The sequence below is a fragment of the Exiguobacterium sp. AB2 genome (genome assembly GCF_000696055.1).
GTDB lineage: Bacteria > Bacillota > Bacilli > Exiguobacteriales > Exiguobacteriaceae > Exiguobacterium > Exiguobacterium alkaliphilum.
The window spans coordinates 1-23,248 of the sequence record NZ_JNAA01000109.1; the positions used below are offsets into that span (position 1 = coordinate 1).

Annotated in this window: 27 protein-coding genes and 1 pseudogene; 8 read left to right on the forward strand and 20 right to left on the reverse strand. The window is 52.9% G+C overall.

Annotated features, from left to right (window positions below; genetic code table 11):
• Window positions 1-199 (forward strand): annotated as a pseudogene (locus tag DI14_RS15645) (transposase); the annotation flags it as partial.
• A gap of 151 nt (window positions 200-350) precedes the next feature.
• On the opposite strand, the gene DI14_RS13660 reads toward DI14_RS15645, so the two are convergent.
• The 4 genes from DI14_RS13660 to DI14_RS13675 form a co-directional block, all read right to left on the reverse strand.
• A complete protein-coding gene (locus DI14_RS13660; RefSeq protein ID WP_034809525.1) occupies window positions 351-590 on the reverse strand; it encodes a hypothetical protein in 240 nt (79 codons plus the stop codon).
• A gap of 68 nt (window positions 591-658) precedes the next feature.
• Window positions 659-1,219, reverse strand: a complete 561-nt coding sequence (locus DI14_RS13665) for an NADPH-dependent FMN reductase (protein WP_034809528.1) — start codon at window positions 1,217-1,219, stop codon at window positions 659-661.
• A complete protein-coding gene (locus DI14_RS13670) occupies window positions 1,206-1,922 on the reverse strand; it encodes an alpha/beta fold hydrolase (RefSeq protein ID WP_051622736.1) in 717 nt (238 codons plus the stop codon). The genes DI14_RS13665 and DI14_RS13670 overlap by 14 nt, the downstream gene beginning before the upstream one ends.
• Entirely contained in the window at window positions 1,919-2,491 is a 573-nt protein-coding gene (locus DI14_RS13675; protein ID WP_034809529.1) for a GNAT family N-acetyltransferase, read from the reverse strand. The genes DI14_RS13670 and DI14_RS13675 overlap by 4 nt, the downstream gene beginning before the upstream one ends.
• Window positions 2,492-2,632: 141 nt before the next feature.
• Here DI14_RS13675 and DI14_RS13680 point away from each other — a divergent pair, with 141 nt between their 5' ends.
• Together DI14_RS13680 and DI14_RS13685 are read left to right on the forward strand one after the other, a co-directional pair.
• Entirely contained in the window at window positions 2,633-3,364 is a 732-nt protein-coding gene (locus tag DI14_RS13680) for a hypothetical protein (RefSeq protein WP_034809531.1), read from the forward strand.
• Between the two features lie 273 nt (window positions 3,365-3,637).
• The gene (locus DI14_RS13685) at window positions 3,638-3,925 is read left to right on the forward strand and encodes a hypothetical protein (protein WP_034809559.1); all 288 of its coding nucleotides are present in this window, start codon (window positions 3,638-3,640) and stop codon (window positions 3,923-3,925) included.
• A gap of 44 nt (window positions 3,926-3,969) precedes the next feature.
• Here DI14_RS13685 and DI14_RS13690 read toward each other — a convergent pair whose 3' ends face one another.
• From DI14_RS13690 to DI14_RS13720, 7 genes are all read right to left on the reverse strand, one after another.
• Entirely contained in the window at window positions 3,970-5,232 is a 1,263-nt protein-coding gene (locus DI14_RS13690; protein WP_034809560.1) for a PTS ascorbate transporter subunit IIC, read from the reverse strand.
• A gap of 34 nt (window positions 5,233-5,266) precedes the next feature.
• Entirely contained in the window at window positions 5,267-5,533 is a 267-nt protein-coding gene (locus DI14_RS13695; protein ID WP_034809562.1) for a PTS sugar transporter subunit IIB, read from the reverse strand.
• Between the two features lie 3 nt (window positions 5,534-5,536).
• On the reverse strand, window positions 5,537-7,555 hold the full coding sequence (locus DI14_RS13700) for a PTS sugar transporter subunit IIA (RefSeq protein ID WP_034809564.1): 2,019 nt from the start codon (window positions 7,553-7,555) through the stop codon (window positions 5,537-5,539).
• Between the two features lie 148 nt (window positions 7,556-7,703).
• The gene (locus DI14_RS13705; RefSeq protein ID WP_034809566.1) at window positions 7,704-7,898 is read right to left on the reverse strand and encodes a hypothetical protein; all 195 of its coding nucleotides are present in this window, start codon (window positions 7,896-7,898) and stop codon (window positions 7,704-7,706) included.
• A gap of 1 nt (window position 7,899) precedes the next feature.
• Window positions 7,900-8,424 (reverse strand): hypothetical protein, encoded by a 525-nt coding sequence (locus DI14_RS13710; RefSeq protein ID WP_034809567.1) that lies wholly within the window; start codon window positions 8,422-8,424, stop codon window positions 7,900-7,902.
• A complete protein-coding gene (locus DI14_RS13715) occupies window positions 8,421-9,008 on the reverse strand; it encodes a phosphatase PAP2 family protein (RefSeq protein ID WP_034809568.1) in 588 nt (195 codons plus the stop codon). Before DI14_RS13715 ends, DI14_RS13710 begins: the two co-directional genes overlap by 4 nt.
• Window positions 9,008-9,553, reverse strand: a complete 546-nt coding sequence (locus tag DI14_RS13720) for a phosphatidylglycerophosphatase A (protein WP_034809871.1) — start codon at window positions 9,551-9,553, stop codon at window positions 9,008-9,010. Before DI14_RS13720 ends, DI14_RS13715 begins: the two co-directional genes overlap by 1 nt.
• A 176-nt stretch (window positions 9,554-9,729) precedes the next feature.
• Here DI14_RS13720 and DI14_RS13725 point away from each other — a divergent pair, with 176 nt between their 5' ends.
• Window positions 9,730-10,239 carry a YjcG family protein gene (locus DI14_RS13725; protein WP_034809570.1) on the forward strand — a complete coding sequence of 170 codons (510 nt, stop codon included), beginning with the start codon at window positions 9,730-9,732 and terminating at the stop codon, window positions 10,237-10,239.
• Between the two features lie 2 nt (window positions 10,240-10,241).
• Here DI14_RS13725 and DI14_RS13730 read toward each other — a convergent pair whose 3' ends face one another.
• Together DI14_RS13730 and fabI are read right to left on the reverse strand one after the other, a co-directional pair.
• On the reverse strand, window positions 10,242-10,430 hold the full coding sequence (locus tag DI14_RS13730; RefSeq protein ID WP_034809572.1) for a hypothetical protein: 189 nt from the start codon (window positions 10,428-10,430) through the stop codon (window positions 10,242-10,244).
• Between the two features lie 84 nt (window positions 10,431-10,514).
• A complete protein-coding gene (gene fabI / locus DI14_RS13735; protein ID WP_034809575.1) occupies window positions 10,515-11,288 on the reverse strand; it encodes an enoyl-ACP reductase FabI in 774 nt (257 codons plus the stop codon).
• A gap of 148 nt (window positions 11,289-11,436) precedes the next feature.
• Between fabI and DI14_RS13740 the strand changes: the two genes are divergently transcribed.
• Complete coding sequence (locus DI14_RS13740) at window positions 11,437-12,603, forward strand: FtsW/RodA/SpoVE family cell cycle protein (RefSeq protein WP_034809577.1); 1,167 nt, start codon at window positions 11,437-11,439, stop codon at window positions 12,601-12,603.
• 37 nt (window positions 12,604-12,640) lie between these two features.
• Here the strand turns inward: DI14_RS13740 and DI14_RS13745 are convergent, their stop codons facing one another.
• The 3 genes from DI14_RS13745 to DI14_RS13755 are packed head-to-tail and all read right to left on the reverse strand — an operon-like array spanning window position 12,641 to window position 14,968.
• Window positions 12,641-13,510, reverse strand: coding sequence for an RluA family pseudouridine synthase (locus DI14_RS13745; protein WP_051622737.1), 870 nt, complete (start codon window positions 13,508-13,510; stop codon window positions 12,641-12,643).
• 3 nt (window positions 13,511-13,513) lie between these two features.
• Window positions 13,514-14,311 carry an NAD kinase gene (locus DI14_RS13750; protein ID WP_034809580.1) on the reverse strand — a complete coding sequence of 266 codons (798 nt, stop codon included), beginning with the start codon at window positions 14,309-14,311 and terminating at the stop codon, window positions 13,514-13,516.
• A 12-nt stretch (window positions 14,312-14,323) separates the two neighbouring features.
• Window positions 14,324-14,968, reverse strand: a complete 645-nt coding sequence (locus tag DI14_RS13755) for a GTP pyrophosphokinase family protein (RefSeq protein WP_034809583.1) — start codon at window positions 14,966-14,968, stop codon at window positions 14,324-14,326.
• 108 nt (window positions 14,969-15,076) lie between these two features.
• Here DI14_RS13755 and DI14_RS13760 point away from each other — a divergent pair, with 108 nt between their 5' ends.
• The gene (locus DI14_RS13760) at window positions 15,077-15,658 is read left to right on the forward strand and encodes a CYTH domain-containing protein (RefSeq protein ID WP_034809585.1); all 582 of its coding nucleotides are present in this window, start codon (window positions 15,077-15,079) and stop codon (window positions 15,656-15,658) included.
• Between the two features lie 321 nt (window positions 15,659-15,979).
• Window positions 15,980-16,522: a DsbA family protein gene (locus DI14_RS13765; RefSeq protein WP_235193479.1), complete on the forward strand. Its 543-nt coding sequence runs from the start codon at window positions 15,980-15,982 to the stop codon at window positions 16,520-16,522.
• Between the two features lie 216 nt (window positions 16,523-16,738).
• Here the strand turns inward: DI14_RS13765 and pepF are convergent, their stop codons facing one another.
• The 3 genes from pepF to cls are packed head-to-tail and all read right to left on the reverse strand — an operon-like array spanning window position 16,739 to window position 21,144.
• On the reverse strand, window positions 16,739-18,541 hold the full coding sequence (pepF, locus tag DI14_RS13770; RefSeq protein WP_034809590.1) for an oligoendopeptidase F: 1,803 nt from the start codon (window positions 18,539-18,541) through the stop codon (window positions 16,739-16,741).
• Between the two features lie 17 nt (window positions 18,542-18,558).
• Window positions 18,559-19,620, reverse strand: coding sequence for a competence protein CoiA (locus tag DI14_RS13775; protein ID WP_034809593.1), 1,062 nt, complete (start codon window positions 19,618-19,620; stop codon window positions 18,559-18,561).
• 12 nt (window positions 19,621-19,632) lie between these two features.
• Window positions 19,633-21,144, reverse strand: coding sequence for a cardiolipin synthase (gene cls, locus DI14_RS13780; protein WP_034809595.1), 1,512 nt, complete (start codon window positions 21,142-21,144; stop codon window positions 19,633-19,635).
• A gap of 83 nt (window positions 21,145-21,227) precedes the next feature.
• On the opposite strand from cls, the gene DI14_RS13785 reads away from it, so the two are divergent.
• Window positions 21,228-21,950, forward strand: a complete 723-nt coding sequence (locus tag DI14_RS13785; protein WP_034809596.1) for an SDR family NAD(P)-dependent oxidoreductase — start codon at window positions 21,228-21,230, stop codon at window positions 21,948-21,950.
• Window positions 21,951-21,977: 27 nt separating this feature from the next.
• Here the strand turns inward: DI14_RS13785 and DI14_RS13790 are convergent, their stop codons facing one another.
• Window positions 21,978-23,204, reverse strand: coding sequence for a DUF2254 domain-containing protein (locus tag DI14_RS13790; RefSeq protein WP_034809597.1), 1,227 nt, complete (start codon window positions 23,202-23,204; stop codon window positions 21,978-21,980).
• Window positions 23,205-23,248 lie beyond the last annotated feature (44 nt).

Below are 23,248 nucleotides of genomic sequence, written 5' to 3' on the forward strand. Positions count from 1 at the left end.
GGTGAACAGGAATCGATTGACCGCATCCGGTCAATACCTATACCGTCTCCGGCCACAGACCGTGGAGCGCTCGTTCGCTGACGCGAAGGAGCTTCATGGGCTCCGTTTCACGTTCTACCGTGGGCGTGAGGCGGTCCAGCGCGCCAACCTGGTGGCAGCCACCGCACAAAACATGAAGAAGCTGGCCAACCTGTTGGCCTGGAGAGACCGTATACATACCATTTTTTCAATCTTGTGCCGGGCAGAGCGCCTCAAGCTCATCGAACCTAAAAAAGACGAACCAATCCGCGAGAAGCGAATTGGTTCGTCAACAGCCTGAAACGCAAGCGAGTCGCTTGCGTTTGTGAACGTTAGAATAGGGCGATGAACTGTTGGAGTGAATACGTTTCGCCTTCGGCAGTGAACGTATCGTCTTCGGCGATTGGCTCGAGGAAGAACGTTTTCTCGCCATCAGCTTTCACATAGCCAAAGATGTGACCCGTCTGATAGAACATCTCCACAATCGTCACTCGTCCGAACGTCATCCCGTCATTGATGACTGCCCGGTCCTCTAACTCGCCGCCGTTGTACAGTTCAATATACGTTTCCATGTTGTAGTCGCTCCCTTTGTGTTTGTTTTCACAATTCATTTCTATCAAACAAATGAAGGGAGTTCAAGTTAAGATTTTGCGTGACGCTTCCAAAAATCAATCCAATTGTAATACTCAGATAACACTTTTTGAATTTGAACAATCGACTTCTCATCATGCAATCCATCAGTACCAATCTTTTCTTTACAATGCGTAATGAAAATTTCGTTTCCTGGTAAAACGTTTGCCTTATTTGTGGCAAATATTTGACGGAGGTGGATTTGGCAACGGGCCGTCCCGAGGATGCCCGGCGAGGCGCCGGCAATCATAACCGGTTTACCGCCGAGCGGTGAACCCGGTTCGAGCGAGAGCCAGTCGATCGCATTTTTCAGCACGCCAGGGATGCTATGGTTATATTCGGGCGTGACGACGAGAAACCCGTCCGCTTCACGCACTGCTCGTTTGAATGCGATGACCGCTTCCGGTTCATCCGGATCGATCAAGTCATCGTTATATAGCGGCAGTTCGATCGAGTGAATCGAAATGTCGAATCGACCGCGTGCAAGTTCGATAATCGAGTGCAAGAGCGCCGTGTTGTATGATGCTTTACGTAGGCTGCCCGATACTGCGACGAGTTTAAACGGTTCCATGGAATTCCTCCTTAAGCCAAGCGTTAATGAGTCGTGCCTCTTCTTCTGGTGCTTCCATCATCCCCATATGACTGAAGGGAAGTTTGCGGCAAGTATGACGTTCGGCACCGAGGAACGCCCGCGCCTCATCCATGTTCGGGTCTTTCTCTCCATATACGAAGAGACCCGGCAAGCCCGTATGGCGCACCGTATCGGTCTCATCGGCTCGGTCTCGGATGGCGAGTTGGGCCGAGATGATGCCTTCCTTTGACATCTTGTAGCCGATCTGTTTCGCTCGTTCGATAAGCGCTCCAGCGGAATCCTTTGCGAACACGCTCGGAATCATCGTGTCGATAAACGGAACGACCCCTTCTTCAACGACGCGCTCGATTGCTTGATTGCGCTTTTCCCTTGCCTCGTCCGTATCCGCTGCGGCGGTCGAATGAATCAAACCGAAGCCCGACAATTCGTCCGGATACCGGCGCAGCATGTTCGTCGTAATATAGCCACCGAACGAGTGGCCGATCATGACGGGGCGCACGATGTCTCGCAATCGAATTTCTTCGATCACCCAATCCGCAAACGCATCCATCGTCTCCGGTCCGGCAACTTGTCCGTTATGGCCAGGTAACGTCAACGCATACACCTCCGCCTCAAGGAGCGGCTCGAGCGCATCGAAATAATCCGGCGATCCACATAACCCGTGCAACAATACGACGTTCATCCTCGTTCCCCCCTCATCACCCACTCGTCTCGTAACAACCGGTACATCGTCAAATCCATGAATCGTCCATGACTATACGCATAGTCATGGAGCAACCCTTCTTCGGTGAAGCCAAGTTTTTGAACCAATCGATTCGACCCGTCATTCTCCGGGGCGACGAGTGCCGAGATGCGATGAAACTTGAACTCGTTGAACCCGTGGTTGATGACGGCCGTCGCCGCCTCGTGCGCCACACCCTGGCGCCAATGACTCTTCGCGACCTCAAAGCCAATCTCGGCCCGGTAATATTGCGGGGTCCAATTATGGAAGCCAATCGTCCCGACCAGCTCGTCGGTCACACGGTCGCAAATGGCCCAACGGATCGCTTTGCCTTGCTGGAACTGGTCTTTGAAATAGGCGATGACGTTCTTTGCTTCATAGACGGCAAGGAGCGGGTCGGACCCGTAGTATCGCATGACGTCCTCGGTCGACAAAATCGTATAGAGCGCCCGGGCATCACGAGGTTCAAGCTCTCTCAGCGTGAAGCGATTCGTAGCGAGCTCCGGAAAACTTTTCTTTAACCCCCACATAATGAACCCGCCTTTCTTTATACTTTTTTCAATTATAGCTTGTTTTCCTCCAAAATCGTCAGTTCAACCCTCTCGAACATGGCGTACCGGAAATGGATTTGCTAAAATTAAGGAAAGCGACTTCGAACTGAGGGGATAAACATGTCAAAACAGTTATTCTACATGAAACAAGACCGGGAATTACAACGTTTCACACTGCACGGCGTAACGTTGAGCGATGTCGCCGAGGCGCTCTCGCTCGCTCGCCCGATGATTATCTGCCGAACGGACGTCAAAGGGATGCGCCAATCGACGCGGACCCGTTTCCGTTATATCGAGGCGCATGAACTCGCCACGTTTTCATCACGATATTTAAACAATCAGACGACGTTCACCGCCATCGACTTTCCGGACTATCATGTGCTCGAATCGTTATCGGACCACGAGATTGCCGAGATTCTGTTTTTAAGCCATATGGAACGAGGGTTGAAAACGCCGTTTCTTCACTCGATTCAAAACGAGATTGCTTTCTTCAACGAAGCGAACGATCGACATAGTAGCCTATACATAAGAGATTGGGCCTCGATCAATCGTTTTCTTCAAAGCGTGCTTCAGAGCAAACTCGACCGTGACATCCGAAACATCAGCTTCGTCCCGATTCCGCTCCAAGTCATCGATGAATTGCTCACCCTTGCCCCGCAAGGGTTGATTATCGACTTCGACCATACGAAACGGAGCTTGTTCAATCGCTATATCACCATTTCCTTCTACGTGGCGGGCCGTTACGAGGACATGTCGGTGTTAGAAGAAGACTTCGACGCGAAGAAAGAATCGATTGCGCTCAAAGGCCAATTGACGTATCGACGCCGCACATGGGAAATCGAGCGGTTTTAAGTTCATCGATGTACCGAACAGACAAGAGCCTTCATGTTTTAGGTTCTTTTTTGTTATTGCGGGCAGGCAAAATCTACTTGAAACCGCATCGGGCCGGCGCATAAATACTATTTTTAAATTTTGATAACAAATTGTCTAAATTTTTCGTTAAATTGACTCTTTTCTTTTTGGGACAGGGCGTTATACTAGGAATAACCTTCTCGAGGAAGCGAAGGCAATATAGAGAAAGCGAGGTGAAAATCTATTCATCACGCAGATGGATAGATACACGAAATGGAACAACTGAAAGTACAGGGAATCTCTTCGTTCACCAAGTTTGCGACGAATGGAAAAATGCTGAAATTAAAAGATGCCATTGCCGGCGAGCAACGAATTTCGCTCCAAGAAGCGACCGATATTCAAGTCTCGATGCTCGACGAGGACCATTCGCGCTTCACTATATTCGGTCAGACGAACCCGCTCGTGGAACTGACCTTGCCTCACCACTCTTGTGACGTGCTCCATGCCTGGTTACTGCACAAGCTGAAACGACAAAAAATCAAATTGGCCTCGAACGCCTGACGAAAAGCCGTCCCCTTTGAAAGGGACGGCTTTTCTCATGCGCCTCACGTGAAGAGCGAGACGAACCAGCTGATTAGAATCCCGACGAGCGCGAAGTCGGAGTCGCCGAACGTCGTACTCTCGAACCCGAGATTTCCGAGGAGCGGCAACAATAGTGCTGGCAAGAAGGAAATCAATAACCCGTTCGCAAACGCACCGAGCAAGGCACCACGCCGTCCGCCGGTCGCGTTCCCGAACACCCCGGCCGTTGCCCCAGTGAAGAAGTGTGGCACTAGACCTGGGACGATGACCGCGAGCCCGAAGAGCGGCAAGAAGAACATCGCAATCAATCCGGCCGTGAAGCTCGCCAAGAAGCCGATGATGACGGCGTTCGGTGCGAACGGGAAGACCGTCGGACAGTCGAGCGCCGGTTTGGCGTTTGGTACCATCTTGTCGGCAATCCCTTTGAACGCAGGCACGATTTCCGCGATCAACATCCGGACACCCGCGAGGACGATATAGACACCCGCCGCAAACGTGATTGCTTGAATGACCGAGAAGACGATATAGTTCGATCCGCCTGAAAGTTCACTTTCAATGAACGCCGGACCGGCGAACAAGGCGACGACGATGAACAAGAGCGTCATCGTCAAGGAGACGGCGACTGACGTATCGCGAAGGAAACCAAGCTGTTTCGGTACTTTAATCTGTTCCGTTGAATGCTCTTTGTTCCCGGCATATTTCCCGATCGTCCCAGAGACGAAATACCCAAGGGAACCGAAGTGTCCGACCGCAAAGTCGTCCGATCCCGTGATTTGACGGACGAACGGTTGCAAGAGCGCCGGGAAGAGCACCATACACAATCCGAGTAGCACCGAGCCGACGGCGACGAGCATGACGCCTTCAAGTCCCGATACCGAAAGAATCGCAGCGAGCAAGCTCGCCATGAAGAGCGTGTGGTGACCCGTCAAGAAAATATACTTGAACGGGGTGAAACGAGCCAAGACGATGTTCATAATCATCCCGAACACCATGATCATCGCCGTCTCGACACCGAACGCGTCTTGAGCGACGGCGACGATCGCCTCGTTGTTCGGGATGACCCCGCGAATACTGAACGCCTCATCGAACATCCGTCCAAAGATGTCGAGCGCGGCGATAATGACACCGGCCCCGGCCCCGATGATGACGAATCCCATGATCGTCTTCAACGTCCCTGAAACGACGGAAGCGACGTCTTTCTTTTGAAGCATGAGGCCGATCAGCGCAAACAACCCGACCAGAATCGCTGGTGTTCCCAATATATCTCGCATTATCAAATCAAGCATACGTTGTTCCCCCTTACCGTCCCGAAATAATCACTTACAGCTTGTCGCTCAAGTGAGCTTTGATCTGTTCGATATCCATCACGTTCTCGAGTGCGACGATTGTCCGCGTCCCGTCATCTAACGTCGTGATGATGTCTTTTGCGCCGAGGTAAATATCCGCCGGTTCCGTCCGAGCCGTGGCGATGTCCGTGTGCGACACTTCCGCTTCTTTCCCCATCTGTTCGAGCGCTTTTTTCACGTTCAACTCCATGATGAAACTTGATCCTAACCCGTTCCCGCATACTACTAAAATCTTTTTCATGATTTATTCCTCCTCCGAATATTTAGTGATGACTTGTAACATTTGTTCAATCGATTCGGCGTGTAATACTTCTGACAAATCGGTACCGTTACCGAGCAGCTCTGTCAGTTGTGCTAGCGCTTTTAAATGTGTCGTCTGATCGATCGCCGCGAGGACGAAGAAGAGACGGACGGGCTTGTCGGTCGGAAAGACGACCGGTTCTGTCAGTTTTAAGACGCTCATGCCGAGCTCGCGGACCCCGTCTTCAGGACGAGCGTGCGGAATGGCCACGTCCGGCATCAACACGATATACGGGCCATGCTGTTCCACGTTGTCAATCATCGTCTCAACATAACGCGTCTCAATCGCGCCGGTTACTTCAAGCGGCCGGGCCGCGAGGCGGATCGCCTCTTGCCAATCACTTGCACGTTCCATCAACTGCACGTTGTCGTGCGTAATCAATTCATTTAACACTGGTTGTTCCCCCTCTGACCTCATCGGGTTTTGATTCGGATTGAGCAACGCCCGAAGCTCTCGTCTCAGTTGCCGTTCATTCGTAACCGTCGCGTGCTTCTCAATCACGTGCATCACGTCATCGAGTTGGAGCGGAACCTCTTGTACGTTGTGAAAGAAGCGCTTTCCGATTTCTCGCTTCAAGGCGACTTGTTCGAGCCGTGTCGGCAACGTCGGGACGAGCATGACGTGTGCGACCCGTTGCACGTCACGCGGGAGCGGCACCGTCGTGAAGACGATGTCGACAAGTGGCGCGAACCGCTCCACGTCACGCTGTGAAATCGGTGGCAAGAACACGAACTCCGGGAACTGGTTTTTCAGGATATGATCGAGCATATGCGAGACGCTCACCCCGCTCGGACAGACGACAATGGCCTTCATCTTGTCATCTAAGTGCTGTCCTTGACGATGGAGATGCGCCGCGAAGTGAAGCGTATAGTACATCACTTCGTGTTTCGGAATCACCTTGTCGATTCGTTTCCGAAACGGCTCGAGCGACTTGTCGACGAGCACGTTCAAGACTTGATGTTCTTTCATCACATAGCGCTCAAGCTCCCGAGGCGCCTCGAGGCCGGTGTACACACGCTGGAGCGTGGCCTTCGAATGAAGGACGAGCTTCTCACATAACGCCTCACGTTCGATGATGAACGTACAGCTCAACGCCTCGAACCGTTCGATGACTTCCATCATGACGAGCGACAAATCTTGCTGGACGTTCGCGTCCATCTCCTCTTCCATTTTTGGCCCGCTCTTGACGAGCATGTCGAGCGTGACCCATAAATGAGGCACTTGGTTAAAATGTTCTCGTAGCGATTCATCCGTGTTCTCGAACAATATCACGTCTTCCTCGTCATGCGCTTCCGTCCGGGCGAGTCGGCTACCGAGCAACAAAAAGTAAGCGAGCTTCTCGCGATGACTTTCGACAAAACGAAACTGGTGTAGCTGTTCATACGACTCAATCTGTTTGATTAAACGGTCGCGGTCGGTCTGCCACGTGTCGATGACGGCACTGATCAACCGCTCTTTCGTCGACAGCTCGACCAAACGTTCGACCGCCCGATACAAGTAGAGGGCAATCGTCTGCGGATGTCCGTTGACGTGATAACCAGTACGCCGCGTATAGGCGAAGTCGAGCCCGAACTGGGCGGCACTCGCCTTGACGGCGTTCAAACTCTCTTGCACCGTGAACTTCGAGACGTCGAGCAGCTGTTGATAATGGACGCCCGACAAAAACTCGTCTGTCGTCAACGTGTAAAAGATGATTAACAGTTCGCGTTCATCTTCAGAGAAGAGTAGCTCGGCCCGTTCGACCTGCTCCTGAATGCGTGGGTCGTCGAGCAGTCGAATCGACGTCCCTTCCATCTCTAGACGTGGCAAATCGCGATCGCTCAGCCACTGCTGAATCCGTTCCAATTCATATTCAATCGTCCGTTTTGAATACGGCAACATCAACGTGAGCAATGGTAACGTCACGTCGTTCTCATGCATGAGAACTTGGATAATCCGTTTGCTTTTTTCATTTAGTAACATAGTAGAGGCCTCCTACACCTTCAGTATACGAGAGAAATCAGCCCTTTATGTAAGCGTTTACGACAGGATTTCCGGGCCGCCCCTTCAAAAATTCTGTCTGACCGCTAGCGGACAGAAAAAGGCGAGGGATTCCCCTCGCCTCATCGATTCATTCCGCCGCCGGTGCTTGTTCGTTTCGTCGGTAAATCGTCACACCACCATGTTTCGCTTCCCCAACGACGTGAAACAACCACCCTTTCTCGACCAATAAGGAACGCACCGTCAAAAAGTCCTCTTTCGGGACGCTCACTTCCCCGATTTCACCGTCAAGCAGACGTTGCATCTGCGTTTCCCACTCGTTCATCTCACGCTCCCCTTTCCACTTCGGCATTGGCCCAAGCGAATAATCGTTGCCCGGTCGTGACGACGTCCCCGGGTACATATACGTCTTCCGGCACGCGAGACACAGCAGTCAAATCCAACCGGCTTGCCAAGACGATCTCGTCATCAAGCATTTCTTTCAAGTATTGAAGCGCAAACCCTAGAACGTCTTCGTCCGTCGTCTTCCGACTCATCGCGAGCGCTTTTTCGTATGCCGCATCCGACTCGTTCGCTCTCAACAGCACACGTCCCCCTTGAAGCAAAGCGAAAGGCGGCAATGCGTCGACATGGAACACTTCATACGCCTTATACGCGGTCTCGTCGCATGACAACAGCGGGATGAACGCGTTAGCCGCCGTCCATTTTTTCAACTGGAACAACGTCCGCATCGGGGTGAACGAACGGGCCCTGGTCTGGTCTTTCTCCACTAAAATCGTCGGGACGGCTGCCTGATCGGCTGTCAGTTGATCCATGAACAACCAACTCTCGACTTCTGTCACAAGTATCAATTCTGTTTCCTCCTCAACCACCACTCGGAGACGACGATGACGACGATTGCCACGAACCAGCCCCCGAGGACGTCACTAAAGTAATGAACGTTTAATACGACTCGGCTGAATGAGACGAAGACGACGAGCGTCATCGCCAACAAGACGAGTACGGACGAACGATTTGCCCGATAGAGCGAATAGGCAATCAACCCGTAGAGGGCGAGCGACCCTGAAGCGTGTCCGCTTGGGAAGCTATACGTCGTCGCATCGAGAGCAGCGTCGATGAGCGGACGTTCGATGCCATAGACGAGCTTTAGCAATTGCGTCAATAGGAGCGTGCCGATGACGACGATCGGCAAGCGGAATGCCTCGCCTCGATTGCCGCGCCATAGCCAGAACAACATCCCGACGAACGAGAGCCCGATCAAGACGCGCACGCTTCCGAGCTCCGTAATATAGGCGAACGTCGGCCCGGCGAGCGGCGCAAGCCGTTCATAGACGAACGTATCGATTGGTGCGGCCGCCCCTAGAACGACAATCACCGAGACGAGGGCATAGCCCAGCGTCCCGGCGAAGAGGAGCAGTTTAGCTCGACGATCCATCAATATAATCCTTTTCGTTCGCGCATCTCGCCTTCTCCGAAATCGGTCATGTCACGCAAGCGGTGCGCGAGTCGACCAGAGGCGTTCGCGGCAATCGCGCCGACGAGGTCGTCCATGAACGTATGGACTTGACCATCCTCCATCTTCGTGTCGAGCTGCTTGATGATTCCGATTTTCGCTTTATCTAAGTAACCGAACGTCGTGACCGCAATCGAACCGTACGTGTTGACGGCCCCGATCGCGATTGTCTCGTCGACCCCGAACAAACCTTCGTCCGATGCGACGATGGACAAGAGCGGCTCCGACAACTGACCGCGCTCGGCCAAGATGTCGAGTTCAGATCCGACGAGGATGGCGTGCTGCAGTTCGCGTTTATCGAGCACGGCCTCGACCGAGTCCATGCAATCTTTTAACGTCAAGTGCGGCGAATAAGGCGCCTGCATCTGATAGACGATTTCACCGATTGATTCAATCGATACGCCTCGTTCAATCAAACGGGCCCGTGCGGCCTCGCGGACGTCTCGTGAGTGCGGTACATTTTTCATAATTAGGCGGGCGCTCGTCCCGCTCCACATCCTTTCCTCTCGAGGACATGATACGTCCTCATCGTACTTCCATTCCATTATACTGAAAAATCGAAAAAAAGACTAAGCCCGCTTTGACTTCCCTCCATAAATCGTTCATCATAAATGGGAAGACCACTATTAAAGGGGGAACTGGAATGAAGATTGGGGTAGTCTTATTTCCATCAAAACAAGTTCAAGATTTCGCCAACTCGTATCGGAAGCGTTACGATACAAAGTACGCGCTCATCTCACCACACGTGACAGTTAAAGAGCGTACGGAAATAGACGAAGCCGACTTGCCGAGAGTGCTCGAATATTTGCAGCAAGTCGCCGACGAGACGAAGCCGATCCAATTGAAGATTGATGGTGTCCGCTCGTTCGCACCGACGAATAACGTCCTCTACTTAAAAGTGTTACCGACACGCGAATTGGCCACACTCCAACAAAAATTACATGAAGGCGTCCTCAATCAGCCGCCGAAATACGAGTTCCTGCCGCATATCACAATCGGTCAAGACTTGGCCGATGCCGAGCTGTTTGATGTGCTCGAGCGTATGCGGATGGAACAAGTCCATTTCGAAGAGACGATCACACGGATGGCCGTCATGTATGAGCTTGAAAACGAAACGTGGAACGTCTATGAGACGTTCCGGTTCCGCGGATAATATTAGACGCTCCGGTCGATGAGACGACCGGGGCTTTTCTGTTGTTCGGCTTCTAACCATTCTTCTTGCCGAGGCCGAATCCGCTGTACCCGCTTGATGCGCGTCACCGGTTCGATGCTTGCCCGTTCAGTTGGTTGGACTTGGCGATTCCCGTATTGGACGACTGTGAAATCAATCTGATAAGGACCCATGACTTCCCCTCCCTCACAGGTCCTTACCCGAAACCGTTCCACGATAATACAAAAAAGGGCGCATTGCCGCACCCTTTCCCAAACTTATAAAATATGGTAGCCGCTATCGACGTGGATGACTTCTCCCGTCACGCCGCTGCCCATGCTAGACAAGAGGAACAATGCGGTCGATGCCACTTCTTCTGCCGAGACGTTGCGACGAAGTGGTGCCTTCTGCTCAAGTTCAGACAAGATGCTGTTGAAGTCACCGACGCCTTTTGCCGAAAGCGTGCGAATCGGACCAGCTGAAATGGCATTGACGCGGACGCCTTGAGGGCCGTATTCGTTCGCCAAGTATGTGACGCTCGAGTCGAGCGCGGCTTTCGCGACGCCCATCAAGTTGTAGTTCGGCACGACGCGTTCTCCACCGAGATACGTAAGCGTGATGACCGCGGCGTCAGCGGCGAAATATGGTTTCGCTGCTTTGACGACAGCCGTCAAGCTGTAAGCCGAGATATCGAGCGCTTGGGCGAACTGCCCGCGCGTCATCTCAGAGAATTCACCCCGGAGCGCCTCTTTGTCCGCGAACGCGATCGAGTGCGCGATTCCTTGAATCTCGCCCGCTTGTTCATGGATCGTTTTGAACGTCGTGTCAATCGCTTCGTCATTCGTCACATCACACTCGAGCAGGAGCGCGTCTCCTTTAAGTTCAGCTGCGAGTGACTCGAGTCCCGACTTGAACCGTTCCGCGGCATACGTGAGCACGAGCTTCGCTCCGGCTTCGTCTAGCGTTTTGGCAATCGCCCAGGCGATTGAACGTTTATTGGCGATCCCCATGACGACGTATGTCTTGTTCGTTAACGTTGGATAGATTGACATTGTAAACTCCCCTTTTTTAGTACCTGGTAATAACATCTGTTATAAGATTACAGAACGGTGTCTGTTTTGTCAACCGACTCAGAACGTATTGCGATTTTTTTAGTTAATGTAAGATAAAATACGTATAGAAAGGGTGACACGACTCCACATGAACCGCATTCAATCTTATTTTAAAAGTTTGGACACGACGCTGTTGACCATCGTCTTCTTTTTGATGGTGATTAGCCTCGGAGCCATCTACACGGCCCAGCCGATGCTCCCTGTCCGCCTGCAAGGCATCAACTTTGCCGTCCAACAAGCCACTTGGTATGTCATCGGGTTCGTGGCGATGCTTGTCGTCATGACGATCGAATATGAACAGCTTCGAAAGATTCATTGGTTTTTATATGCGTTCGGTCTGATTTTACTCGGTGGGCTCATCCCGCTCCGCGACACGACGCTCGTCCCGAACATCAACGGGGCGTACGGCTGGTATAACTTGCCGGGATTCAGCTTCCAACCGGCAGAGTTCATGAAATTGTTCTTGTTGATCACGATGTCGACCATCATCTATGACCATAACAAACGATTCGGCACATCGCAGCTCGACACGTGGCTGTTGACGAAACTCGTGCTCGTGACATTGCCGCCGCTCGGGCTCATCGTGACACAGCCTGACCTCGGGATTGGACTCGTCTTGATTACGATGCTCGGTGCGGTCATCATCGTCTCCGGGATCGGTTGGAAGTGGCTCCTCGGCCTGTTCACAGCGGCCGGAATCGCCATCGGCGGATTCATGTATCTGTTCTTCTTCCATTTCGAGACGCTCTCGAAGATTTTCCCTGGTCACGCGCTCAACCGTTTTCAGGCCTGGATTTATCCGTACGAGTATTCGGACGATTTGGCGTTCCAGCTCATCAAATCGCTCCAAGCGATCGGCTCGGGACAAATGTTTGGGGCCGGTTACGGCCAAGGGCTCGTCTATTTGCCCGAATCCCAAACCGATTTTATCTTTGCCGTCATCGCCGAGCACTACGGCTTTATCGGTGCCGCGATCGTCATCATCGTCTTCTTCTTGTTCTTGTATCGCATGATCCATATCGCCCTCGAGTCGAGCAGCCCGTTCGGTAGCTACATCGTTACCGGCATCGTCGCCATGTTCACGTTCCAAGTGTTCCAAAACATCGGCATGACGATTGGGGTACTTCCAATCACCGGTTTGCCACTCCCGTTCGTCAGTTACGGCGGGACGTCGTTACTCATGAACATGATTGCCGTCGGCCTCGTCATGAACGTTGCCTCGAAATCAAAAACGTATATGTTTGACGACGATTGACCAACAGCCCCGGACGCTCATTGCGCCGGGGCTGTTTTTATATGAGGAGCTGTCGAAAGTCCTCTGGTATCGGAGCTGTCACGGTCAGCAGTTCGTCCGTCAGCGGATGATGGAACGTGGCATCGAGGCTGTGGAGCGCATGCCGCGGAAGTCGCGTGTTGCCCCCGTACATCGTGTCCCCGATTAACGGATACCCGAGGTGCCGCAGATGCACTCGGATTTGATGTGTTCGTCCGGTCTCAAGCTGAATCGTCAAGGCGGATACGTCCCCGTGCGAGACGGTCTGTCGAACGTGGGTCACCGCACGCTGCCCGTCCGGTGTGACGACCCGTTCCATGATGGAATGTTCGGCTCGACCGATCGGAGCGTCAATCGTCTGCGGCTCGATTTCCCCTTCGATGAGCGCCGTGTACGTCCGGGTCAAACCGCCTTGTTTTTGCAACTCGCTAAAACGGTGGTGAACGTACGCGTACTTCGCGAACAAGACGACACCGCTCGTGTCCCGGTCGAGTCGATTGATGACGTGAATCGCCGAATCGAGCTGAATCGCTTGATAATAGCCGAGCACGGCGTTCGCGAGCGTATCGATTGGATGAAGCCGTGAAGGGATCGTCGCGATTCCTGCCGGTTTATCGACGGCTAGCATCCATTCATCCTCATATAAGACTGTAAGCGGACGGCTTGAACGCACCATCGTCTCGGACGGCTGTTCGGAAGGGAAATGAACCGTCACTTCGTCACCGACCGATACCGTGTAGCGGACGGTCTTGGGCTCTCCGTTCACGAGGATGAGCCCCGCTTGCTTCACTTGGGCCAGCATCTTCCGCGAGATGCCGCAATCTATCATTAAAAAATCGCGAAGCAAGGCACTTGTCCCTACGACGCGACGCAACGTCAATCCATACATCGGTTACTTTCCTTCCTCGATAAACGATTCACGCACCCGCCGCCAAAACGGGAACGGCCGGAAGCGCGCGAACGTCACTTTTTCTTTCGCGACCGCACAACGGAGCGAGCGCACGTTTGACCATGACCCTGCCTCTTGATGGTCAAACGCGAGCTCGAATTCCGTCTTCGTATGCGGCGCGATCTTCACTTGGTGGTGTTTCGGCAACAACAGCGGCGAGCCGATCGTGCGATAGACGAGATTGTTGATCGACGCCATCTCGGTCACTTGAATCGCCTCGATTGACGGGTGAACGATCGCCCCGCCGAGCGCCTTGTTATAGGCCGTCGAGCCGGAAGGCGTCGAGATACAGAGCCCATCCCCGCGGAACGTCTCGAAATAATCGTCGCGAATCGACAAGTCACAGACGAGCGTCCGCTTATAGTTTTTAATCGTACATTCGTTCATGGCAAGATGGCGCTCTGTCGTTCCGTCCTCATAATCAATGAGCACCTCGACGAGCGGATACGATACCGGTTCGAACGCTTCGCTCGTAATCATATCCGTCAACTCGTCAAGTTCATCCGGTTGCCAGTCCGCATAAAAACCGAGATGTCCCGTATGAATCCCGACAAGGAGCACGTCATCGAGCCGGTCGCTGTATTCATGGAACGCTTGGAGCATCGTCCCGTCACCCCCGACGGAGACGACGATACGCGGCGCGATTGATTCCGTATGGCCGGCTGTCGTCAATTTATCCGTCAACTCACGTGCGATTTCTGCGGATCGCGCGTCTCCCCTTGATACAATCGCAAACTGCATGGTCTATGCCCCCTAGTCTTGGTCCGTCTGGACGTTCATTTCTTTGTCGCGGAACACTTGCTGCGCGTCTTGAATCTCGACGCGGAGCTGACTCATCTCGGCATCGAGCAAGAAGGCCGCCTCGGCCGCTCGGCGCAGCCGTTCTTGCACTTCTTTAGGCATGTCCCCGTCATACTTATAGTTAAGTGAATGTTCAATCGTCGCCCAGAAGTTCATCGCGAGCGTCCGCACTTGGACTTCGACGAGCGTCGGGAATTCACCGTGAATCGTCTGGACCGGGTACTCGATGATGATATGGTAAGACCGGTAGCCCGACTCTTTTTGATGTGTGATGTAGTTTCGTTCCTCGACGATTTTGAAATCTGTCCGATGATGGAGCAACTCGAGGACATGAACGATGTCATCGACGAATTGGCACATAATCCGTAGACCCGCGATATCTTGCATCTCGGTCGCCAAGTTTTCGTAAGAAATTTGCTTTCGCTTCGCCTTCTCGAGGATACTTCCCATCGGTTTGACCCGTCCCGTCACGAACTCAATCGGGGAATGGTCATTTTGGGCGTTGAACTGCTTCCGAATCGCTTTAAACTTCACTTTCAGCTCTTCGACTGCGATTTGGTAAGGCACTAAAAATTGATCCCAATCCATCGGTTGCATAGGCTGTCACCACTTTCGTTCGTTTCGGAAAATCATGCTTTTTTCCGTATGTATCCGATAGTATGGTATCATAAACCAACAATTGTTCATAGAATGGAGCGACAACTTATGACCCAAGAAGTGGAAATTGAATTTAAATCGATGCTGACGAAAGAAGAATATGAGACGCTTCTCAGCGAGTACCGTCTCGCCGATCACATCAAGTGGCAAGCGAACGACTACTTTGACACGGCAACGTTTGAGCTTAAGAAACACGGCGCGGCGCTACGGATCCGCGAAACGAAAAAAGGACAAGTGTTGACGTTGAAGCAACCACACAATGTCGGCCTGCTCGAGACACATGCGGTCATCACCGAAGAGGAAGCCGAGAACTTGTTCAAATACGGTATCATCCGCGATGAGCAAATGCTTGCCGCGCTCGCCTCGTTTGACTTGACCGGACCGCTCGAACATCTCGGTCGCCTCGAGACGCGCCGGGCTGAAAAAGAGACGCCAGATGGCCTGCTCGTCCTTGACGAAAGTCATTATTTGGAGAAACGGGATTATGAAATAGAATTTGAAGTGACCGACGAGACAGCGGGCCGCATCGCCTTTGAACGGCTGTTGGCCGGACACGACATCCCGCTTCGTCCAGCAAAAAATAAAATCGTCCGATTCATGGAAGAAAAAATGAACCGGAGTGAAGGTTGAGCAGATACGTTGCCAACCTTTTTTTTCGTTGCTACAATGAGCATACGATATATTTGATTTTTGTTTACGAGAGGAGGCGACACAATGGAACTAGAACAATGTAATGAGTCATCCTGTTCACTGGAAGAAACTCCTATTCAAGTCACATATAAACCATTAGAGTTATTCTATTTCGTGGACATATCGGACCCGGACGGTCTTCATGTGATGACACTCATTAAAAAGCTCGAGCTCGAATACGGACATATGATTCGTTTTCGGATGGTCTCGACAGTTCCAAGTTGTGTTGGCGGATGTCAAGAAGAGGTTCGCCTTCTCACGATGATTAAGGCTATGGAATTGCAAGGGAAGCGTCATGCGATGCGGTTTTTACGTCATCTGCATATTAACGATATCTTTTTGAATAACGAAGCGAATGAGACGGAACTTTGGGAGATTGCACGGTCGTTCACCGGGTACGGGCTCGACCTCGACGAGTTGGCAGCGGATATCCAGTCCAACCAATTGCTCAGCGCACTCGCCGTCGATCATCAAATTTTGAAGGATTGGGAGATCGAGTCGTTACCGGCCTTGACGTTCGTTACACGCGACGAAGCGCTCAAAATTGAAGGCGTCTATCCGTACGACGTCTATCAGGCAGTCATGGCCGAGTTGCTCGGCTACGTGCCGAACCGAGAGACGGACTGGACGGTCGAGAAAGTGCTCAGCCACTACGACGCGTCAACGATCACCGAGCTCGCGTTCATTCTGGATCTAGACAAGCCAATCATCGAACGAGAACTGAAAAAACTTTCGCTCCAACAGCGTTGCCGCCCCGTACCAGGGTGTAGCGGCGAAGCATGGGCGACAAAAAAACAAGGATAACAAAAAGCCCACGGCCGGGGAGCCGTGGGCTTTTGACGTCTCAAGCGGGGACAAGAGACATCGGACTCGACACCTGGGGAAGGCATCGAGATGGGAGAAAGTTTACGGTCAATAAAGGGGTTTGTGATTGATTTCACACTTATAATATACCGAGCATCCTTTCGGTTGACAAGCTGTTTGTGCATGATGTCACATAATGTTCACGCGTCGTGACGATTATGCGAACAGGAGCGACTCCATCTCATCGAGGACGGCTTCGAACTGGTCGAGCGCGGCGAGAACCGGAGCTTTCGTCGTCATGTCAACGCCTGCAGCTTTCAATACTTCAATCGGATAGTCACTCGACCCTGCTTTCAAGAAGCGATCGATGTAACGGCGGACGGCCGGCTCCCCTTCTTCCATGATCTGTTGTGACAAAGCAGCCGAAGCCGAGATGCCCGTCGCATACTGATAGACGTAATAGTTGTAATAGAAGTGCGGGATACGGGCCCATTCGTAAGCGATTTCTTCATCGATGACGATGTCTTCTCCGAAGTACCGCTTGTTCAGCTCTAAATACGTCTCATTCAAGTATTCCGGTGTGAGCGAGACGCCGTCTTGGGCCGCACGGTGAATCAAATGTTCGAACTCGGCGAACATCGTCTGCCGGAACAACGTCCCGCGGAACGTCTCGAGCTGGTTGTTCAGAAGATAGAGCCGCTCCGCCTTATCCGTCCGTGTCTTCAACAAATGATCGTTCAACAGCGCCTCGTTCGTCGTCGACGCGACTTCCGCGACGAAAATCGAATAGTCGCCATACGGATACGGTTGTGACGCCCGCGTATAGTGGCTATGGACCGAGTGGCCGAACTCATGGGCGAGCGTGAACAAGTTGTTGACGTTGTCTTGCCAGTTCATCAAGATGAACGGCTGTGTGTCGTACGCTCCAGAAGAGTAGGCACCACTTCGCTTCCCACGCGTCTCACGGACATCGACCCAACGCGAATCAAGACCGTCTTTGACGATTTGGACGTACTCGTCGCCGAGTGGGGCCAACCCGTCGACCATCAATTGCTTCGCTTCTTCATACGAGATGGTCATCTCGACGTCTTGAACGAGCGGTGTATACAAGTCATACATATGAAGTTCATCTACGCCGAGGGCACGTTTTCGCAGTGCGACGTAGCGATGGAGCAAGTCAAGCCGCTCGTTCACGGCCTCGACGAGCCCGTCATACACCGTCTCCGGGATCGCATTGTGATGCAAGGCCGCCTGACGGGCACTTTCAAACTTGCGGACCGTCGCATAGAAGTTATCTTTTTTCACGCTGCCTGAAAGCGTCGAGGCGAACGTGTTCAAATATTGTTTGTACGTCCCGTACATCGCTTTGAACGCCGTCTCCCGGACGTCGCGGTTGCTCGACTCGAGGAACGTGATATAGCGGCCGTGCGTCAGTTCGACGTCTTCCCCTTTTTCGTTCTTCACTTTCGGGAACTTGAGATCGGCGTTGTTCAACATCCCAAACGTAGAACTCGATTGCCCGAGCACGTCGCCTGCCTGGGCGAGGAGCGACTCTTCAGCTTCCGTTAACACGTGCGGCCGCTCTTTCGCCAACTCGTCGAAGGCATGACGATAAACCGTCAGCTTTTCGTGTTGCGCCATGAACGATTCGATACGGCTCTCGTCGATCGCGAGCAACTCCGGTGTCATGAAAGCGAGTTGGGCCGACACTTGGGCAGCGAGTGATCCGGCGCGGTCGTTCAACGCCTGATAATGGCTGTTCGCCGTGTCCTCATCGTAGCGCATGTGCGCGTATGTATAGAGCTTATGAAGCTGGCGTGATAAGTCGTCACGTAAGCTGAGCGCGGCGAATAGCGTCTCCGCGTCCTCACCAAGCTTTCCTTTGTATGCCATCAAGTTCGGCACGTTTCCTTTGAGCGCCTCGAAATCGGCTTCCCAGGCTTGGTCATCGGCGTAGATTGACTCTAGGCTCCATGTCTCCTCGACCGGAACTTGTTGTCGTGTAAGTACGTCTGACATATGTCCACTTCCTTTTCTTAGGTTATATACGATTTCGCCATGAATCGCTGAAACCCTTGAAACATTCGACGGTCATACTGAAGGGCGTCCTCGAGCGTCTTTGGGACCGTCCAGAGCCGCACCTCGCATGGCACGTCAAATACGTTCAAGAGCTGTTTCCATTGTACTTCAAAAGCTTGGACAAAGTCGCTCGTCGGGGTCACCCCGAACTGGCGACACGTCTTCACGACACTCCACGAGATTGAATCTGCCGGATGCATCCGGCGATTCAAGTAAAGCACGACTTGAAAGTCGAGCGGATGGATGTGTACGCCCCAAAACACTGGCATCGGCAAATAGCACATCGTCGGCAACAGCGACGGCAACACGCCGAGCGGGTACAAGCGATTCAATATGAGACGGCGATAGTCTTTCGTCGGATAAGGCGGGGTCATGCGACGACGGCGCACGAGCTGGCCCCACGCGTGGGCGTCGAAGCGAAAGAACGGTTCAAACGGTGACACTGTCAAATCGTCGACTTTCACCCAACGGCCTTGTCCATATCGGAGTGAAGTCGGAAAACCGACAAAGCGATAAAGCGAACCATCGACAGGAATGAACAAGGCGTGACATCTCGCCAGCTCGGCACGCATCCACGGGGTAAATCGAGGGATTGGGTCAGGACGGACTCCGCTCGACAACCAGACGACCGGATGGCCTAGCGCCTCATAGTGGGCGGTCCGTTCGTGGTAAGTCTCCACATCGAGCGGTGAGGCTTGAATCTCGATGACGATCGACGACCCACCCTTTGACGCGACGAGGTCGGCCCGACGTCCGTCGAGCAAAACTTCTTGGTCGACGTGATAGCCGCGCCGTTGCAACCATTGCCGGACGTCCCATTTGTCCCGTTGATGCCCCGTCGACTCCCCTCGCCCGCACGCATGCCGGTGAGCGAAGTGCAACCGTCGCTTTGTTCCTTGCTTCAACAGGACCGGGCCTTGGCAATCCGGGCACGAAAAAGGGGCAAACGTCTCAAGTTGCTTCCGGTTCAATGAACGGGTATCGACATAGTCCCCTGTCCGACCGATCGCAAATCGCATGACGTTTCCCCCTCATAATAGTGGTGAGAACATTCGAGCCGACGACTCGACTAACTTGATGAGAAATGGACGTTCCGAGAACACGGCCAAATCCAATTCGTGTGAGCCTTCAAAGTCTTTGTATAAGTCTTGTTTCAGTTGATGCACCGAGTTCGTGTTGTAGAGGAGCGCGTTCACTTCGAAGTTCAAATGGAAGCTGCGGAAGTCCATGTTCGCCGTCCCAATCGTCGCGAGCCCGTCATCGACGACGATGACTTTCGAATGCATGAACCCTTCCTCGTATAAATAAATTTTGACGCCGGCGCTGAGCAACTCCTCGTAATAGGAGCGGCTCGCGTAAAAGACGATCTTATGGTCAGGATAACTCGGCAAGACGATTCGGACATCGACCCCTGATAGCGAGGCCGTCTTGAGCGCGCTCATGATATCCTCGTCCGGGATGAGGTACGGGGATGAGATATAAACCGACTTCTTCGCCGCGTTAATCAACGCGAAGTAGATCGACTTCATCGTCTCATATGGCTCATCCGGTCCGCTCGCCACGATTTGAACCCCCCCGCTCGCGCTCCGGACCGTCTCGAGCGGCTCGAGATAAAACGGTGTGAACAGTCGCTCACCCGTCATGTAATACCAGTCTTGGAGAAAGATGAGCTGAAGCTCCGACACCCCTTCCCCCCTGACGTATAGGTGGGTGTCCCGCCAAAAGCCGAACTTCGTATGCTCCCCCAGATATTCGTCGCCGACGTTCAGACCGCCTGTGAACGCTTCTGTGCCATCGATGACGACAATCTTTCGGTGGTTCCGGTAATTCGTCTTGCTCGAGACGAGCGGCAAGACGACGGGGAAGAACGCTTTGACCTGAACGCCGGCCTGACGCAACTCATCAAAGAAGGCCCCGCTCGTATGAATCGAGCCGACGGCGTCATATAAGAACCGCACCTCGACCCCGGCGCGCGCCTTATCCATCAAGATGCGTTGGATTTCCCGAGAAATACGATCTTCCCGGAAAATATAATACTCCAGATGGATATGCCGTGTCGCCCCACGCAACGCCGGCAACAGCTTCGAGAACTTCTCTTGCCCGTTCGTCAAGATTTGCGTATACGTATTCGACGAAACCGGCAATTGGTTTAAAGATGACGTCAAATGCATGAGCTTCTCATAGTCGTCATGCGGGAACATGAGCGATGGCGAGTGCGTCATCGCCTTTTGCCGGTAAGCGAGGTACGTCTCTTCATCGAGCATCGCCTTCTCTTTGAACATGCGCTTGCGGCGATAGTTTTGGCCGAAGACGAAATAAGCGAACAAGCCGACGACGGGAAACCCGATCATCACGATTGCCCAGATGAGCGTCCGTTGCGGATTTCGGTTTTCGAGCAAAATGACGAGCAAGATGCTGAACGTCGTCAAGAAGACGAGAATCGAGAATAGGCCGATGACTTGTGAGCTCCAGTAATACGATAATACGGCAATGAGCCCTGCGAGCAAAATGAGGGATAAAAGAACTTGTAAGCGTCGCAACATATTATAACCTGACCCCGTTTCTGTCATGTATTATCATTAATTATACAACGTAACGACATCTTTTAGAGGGGAGCGAATCAATTATGGGTACATTTCTCATCACAGGGGCAACGAGCGGCATCGGTCGGGCCGTCACGCTACGGTTAGCTGAGGAAGGGCACGACGTTTACGGCATCGGACGAGACGAGGGACGCGGTGCGGACATCGAGGCCGCCTCGCCGCGCATCACGTTCATAAAGTGCGACCTTTCAAAAGACGACGAGCTCGAGGCGGTGATGGACCGACTGAAAGCGATGGACGTCACGTTAGACGGACTATTCAATAATGCCGCCACGTTCGGACGGCCGGGGACACCGGAACGTCTGCCCTCGTCAGCGTTCGACGACGTGTTCGAGTTGAATCTGCTCGCGGCGAACCGGCTCATCCAACTGGCTGTTCCGTTGCTAACGAACGGGGCGAGCGTCGTCAATAACGCGGCAATCGTCGGGCACGTCAAATTTCCGCCGATGCTCGGGCCATACGCCGCATCGAAAGCGGCACTCATCGCCTTGACGAAGACGTTCGCCCATCGCATGAAAGGAAAAGTCCGCTTCAATGCCGTCTGCTTCGGCCCCGTCGACACACCGCTCAGCCATAAGCTATATGGCGGCGAGGCGAAGTTCCACGAGGCGATGTCGCATCATTTCCGGGGGAACGCAGCCAAGCCCGAGGAAGTCGCGCCGGTCGTCACGTTCTTATTGTCTGACTTGTCGAGCTACGTGAACGGCCAAGCGATCACGATTGACGGCGGCTATAGCCTATCTTAATTGGAAAAGCGACCACACGGGTCGCTTTTATGCTGTCTTTACCTTTTTCGCCTGCATCAATTTGTTCTCTAAAAAGGCGCGTTCTCGTTCTTGCAAGTCGTCCCAACCAATGACGTCCTCAAAGTAGCCTAGGATGCCCTCGTATGCCTCGAACGAGGACGGATGCGCCTCGAGCCGGGCGATCCGGATTGCTTCAAATACCGAGCCGATGACGAATATATCATGGCTTGCATACGTTTTAATCGGGGCGAACGCCTCGAACATTGTCGTCTCAAGGCTTTTCCGTTTGACGTGCCAATCCGATGAGCGCTTCGAGAACAGAAAGTCGCCTCCAGGCATCCGACTCAGTTCCCGTAAGATGTCGCCGATGTAATGGATGGCCGTGTTCGGGTCGTTGATTCCCGGGGAAATTCCTTTTAGCGCAATCTCGCTCAGCTTCTCGATCGCGAAGGCCGGGTCTTGAATCGACGACCGCACTTCCCCGATTTGAAACGGTTCGATGTCCGCGTCGACCTCCTCACTCCAATAACCGAGTAAGTCCCCTTTGGCGACGAAGTCTCCGACGGCCACGACCGATTCAAAATGACAGGAATCCGACTCTTGTTTCTCGCTTGCGAACAGTTGGACATAGCCGGTACGCGGTGCATACACCGCATGCCCTTCGAACGGATGGACCGGGCGCTTCGGCACGATTTGGACTTCGTCTTTTTCGAGCGCGTCTTGTTGACTTTTGATGACGGAGAGCGCTTCCCGGTGTAGCGCCGACAAGAGGCGTTCGGCTTGAATGGAGACGCTAATCGTTTGAATAAATTTGACGAACGCCCAAATCGACCCGACGACGAGGAGGACGCTCACACCTGAGGCGAGCACAGCGTCATCATCTGCCGTCCGAATCAAAAACAAGTTCGTGATGCCGTACACGGTCGTCAGGATGAATAAGCCTAGCGTATGTTTCGCCGCAGCGTTCGTTAAGAAGTTGTTCACCGTCCGTGGCGAGAACTGTGACGAATACGTCGTGAGGACGACGAGAATCGTCGAGAAACTGAACGTCATCATCGTCATCAGGCTCGTGAAGGATGAGGACAATACGGTCGCCGCTGAATCTTTCTCCAAATATAGCACTTCCGGCAAAATCTCACGGAAGAACCCTCCAAAATATTGCGTCAAAAACGTCAACACGACGCCGCCGACCCCGTACAAGAACGGGATGAACCAAGCGCTGTCTGCTAACATCAACTGTATTCGTTTGAGCATCTCGTCACCTCATCTAATATGTATGCTAAAAAAATCGCCTGTCC

Bases quoted from the DNA above. Each gene is read 5' to 3' on its own strand.
- DI14_RS13660 (WP_034809525.1), bottom strand. From the start codon at position 590: ATGGAAACGTATATTGAACTGTACAACGGCGGCGAGTTAGAGGACCGG.
- DI14_RS13665 (WP_034809528.1), bottom strand. From the start codon at position 1,219: ATGGAACCGTTTAAACTCGTCGCAGTATCGGGCAGCCTACGTAAAGCA.
- DI14_RS13670 (WP_051622736.1), bottom strand. From the start codon at position 1,922: ATGAACGTCGTATTGTTGCACGGGTTATGTGGATCGCCGGATTATTTC.
- DI14_RS13675 (WP_034809529.1), bottom strand. From the start codon at position 2,491: ATGTGGGGGTTAAAGAAAAGTTTTCCGGAGCTCGCTACGAATCGCTTC.
- DI14_RS13680 (WP_034809531.1), top strand. From the start codon at position 2,633: ATGTCAAAACAGTTATTCTACATGAAACAAGACCGGGAATTACAACGT.
- DI14_RS13685 (WP_034809559.1), top strand. From the start codon at position 3,638: ATGGAACAACTGAAAGTACAGGGAATCTCTTCGTTCACCAAGTTTGCG.
- DI14_RS13690 (WP_034809560.1), bottom strand. From the start codon at position 5,232: ATGCTTGATTTGATAATGCGAGATATATTGGGAACACCAGCGATTCTG.
- DI14_RS13695 (WP_034809562.1), bottom strand. From the start codon at position 5,533: ATGAAAAAGATTTTAGTAGTATGCGGGAACGGGTTAGGATCAAGTTTC.
- DI14_RS13700 (WP_034809564.1), bottom strand. From the start codon at position 7,555: ATGTTACTAAATGAAAAAAGCAAACGGATTATCCAAGTTCTCATGCAT.
- DI14_RS13705 (WP_034809566.1), bottom strand. From the start codon at position 7,898: ATGAACGAGTGGGAAACGCAGATGCAACGTCTGCTTGACGGTGAAATC.
- DI14_RS13715 (WP_034809568.1), bottom strand. From the start codon at position 9,008: ATGGATCGTCGAGCTAAACTGCTCCTCTTCGCCGGGACGCTGGGCTAT.
- DI14_RS13720 (WP_034809871.1), bottom strand. From the start codon at position 9,553: ATGAAAAATGTACCGCACTCACGAGACGTCCGCGAGGCCGCACGGGCC.
- DI14_RS13725 (WP_034809570.1), top strand. From the start codon at position 9,730: ATGAAGATTGGGGTAGTCTTATTTCCATCAAAACAAGTTCAAGATTTC.
- DI14_RS13730 (WP_034809572.1), bottom strand. From the start codon at position 10,430: ATGGGTCCTTATCAGATTGATTTCACAGTCGTCCAATACGGGAATCGC.
- fabI (WP_034809575.1), bottom strand. From the start codon at position 11,288: ATGTCAATCTATCCAACGTTAACGAACAAGACATACGTCGTCATGGGG.
- DI14_RS13740 (WP_034809577.1), top strand. From the start codon at position 11,437: ATGAACCGCATTCAATCTTATTTTAAAAGTTTGGACACGACGCTGTTG.
- DI14_RS13745 (WP_051622737.1), bottom strand. From the start codon at position 13,510: ATGTATGGATTGACGTTGCGTCGCGTCGTAGGGACAAGTGCCTTGCTT.
- DI14_RS13750 (WP_034809580.1), bottom strand. From the start codon at position 14,311: ATGCAGTTTGCGATTGTATCAAGGGGAGACGCGCGATCCGCAGAAATC.
- DI14_RS13755 (WP_034809583.1), bottom strand. From the start codon at position 14,968: ATGCAACCGATGGATTGGGATCAATTTTTAGTGCCTTACCAAATCGCA.
- DI14_RS13760 (WP_034809585.1), top strand. From the start codon at position 15,077: ATGACCCAAGAAGTGGAAATTGAATTTAAATCGATGCTGACGAAAGAA.
- DI14_RS13765 (WP_235193479.1), top strand. From the start codon at position 15,980: ATGATTAAGGCTATGGAATTGCAAGGGAAGCGTCATGCGATGCGGTTT.
- pepF (WP_034809590.1), bottom strand. From the start codon at position 18,541: ATGTCAGACGTACTTACACGACAACAAGTTCCGGTCGAGGAGACATGG.
- DI14_RS13775 (WP_034809593.1), bottom strand. From the start codon at position 19,620: ATGCGATTTGCGATCGGTCGGACAGGGGACTATGTCGATACCCGTTCA.
- cls (WP_034809595.1), bottom strand. From the start codon at position 21,144: ATGTTGCGACGCTTACAAGTTCTTTTATCCCTCATTTTGCTCGCAGGG.
- DI14_RS13785 (WP_034809596.1), top strand. From the start codon at position 21,228: ATGGGTACATTTCTCATCACAGGGGCAACGAGCGGCATCGGTCGGGCC.
- DI14_RS13790 (WP_034809597.1), bottom strand. From the start codon at position 23,204: ATGCTCAAACGAATACAGTTGATGTTAGCAGACAGCGCTTGGTTCATC.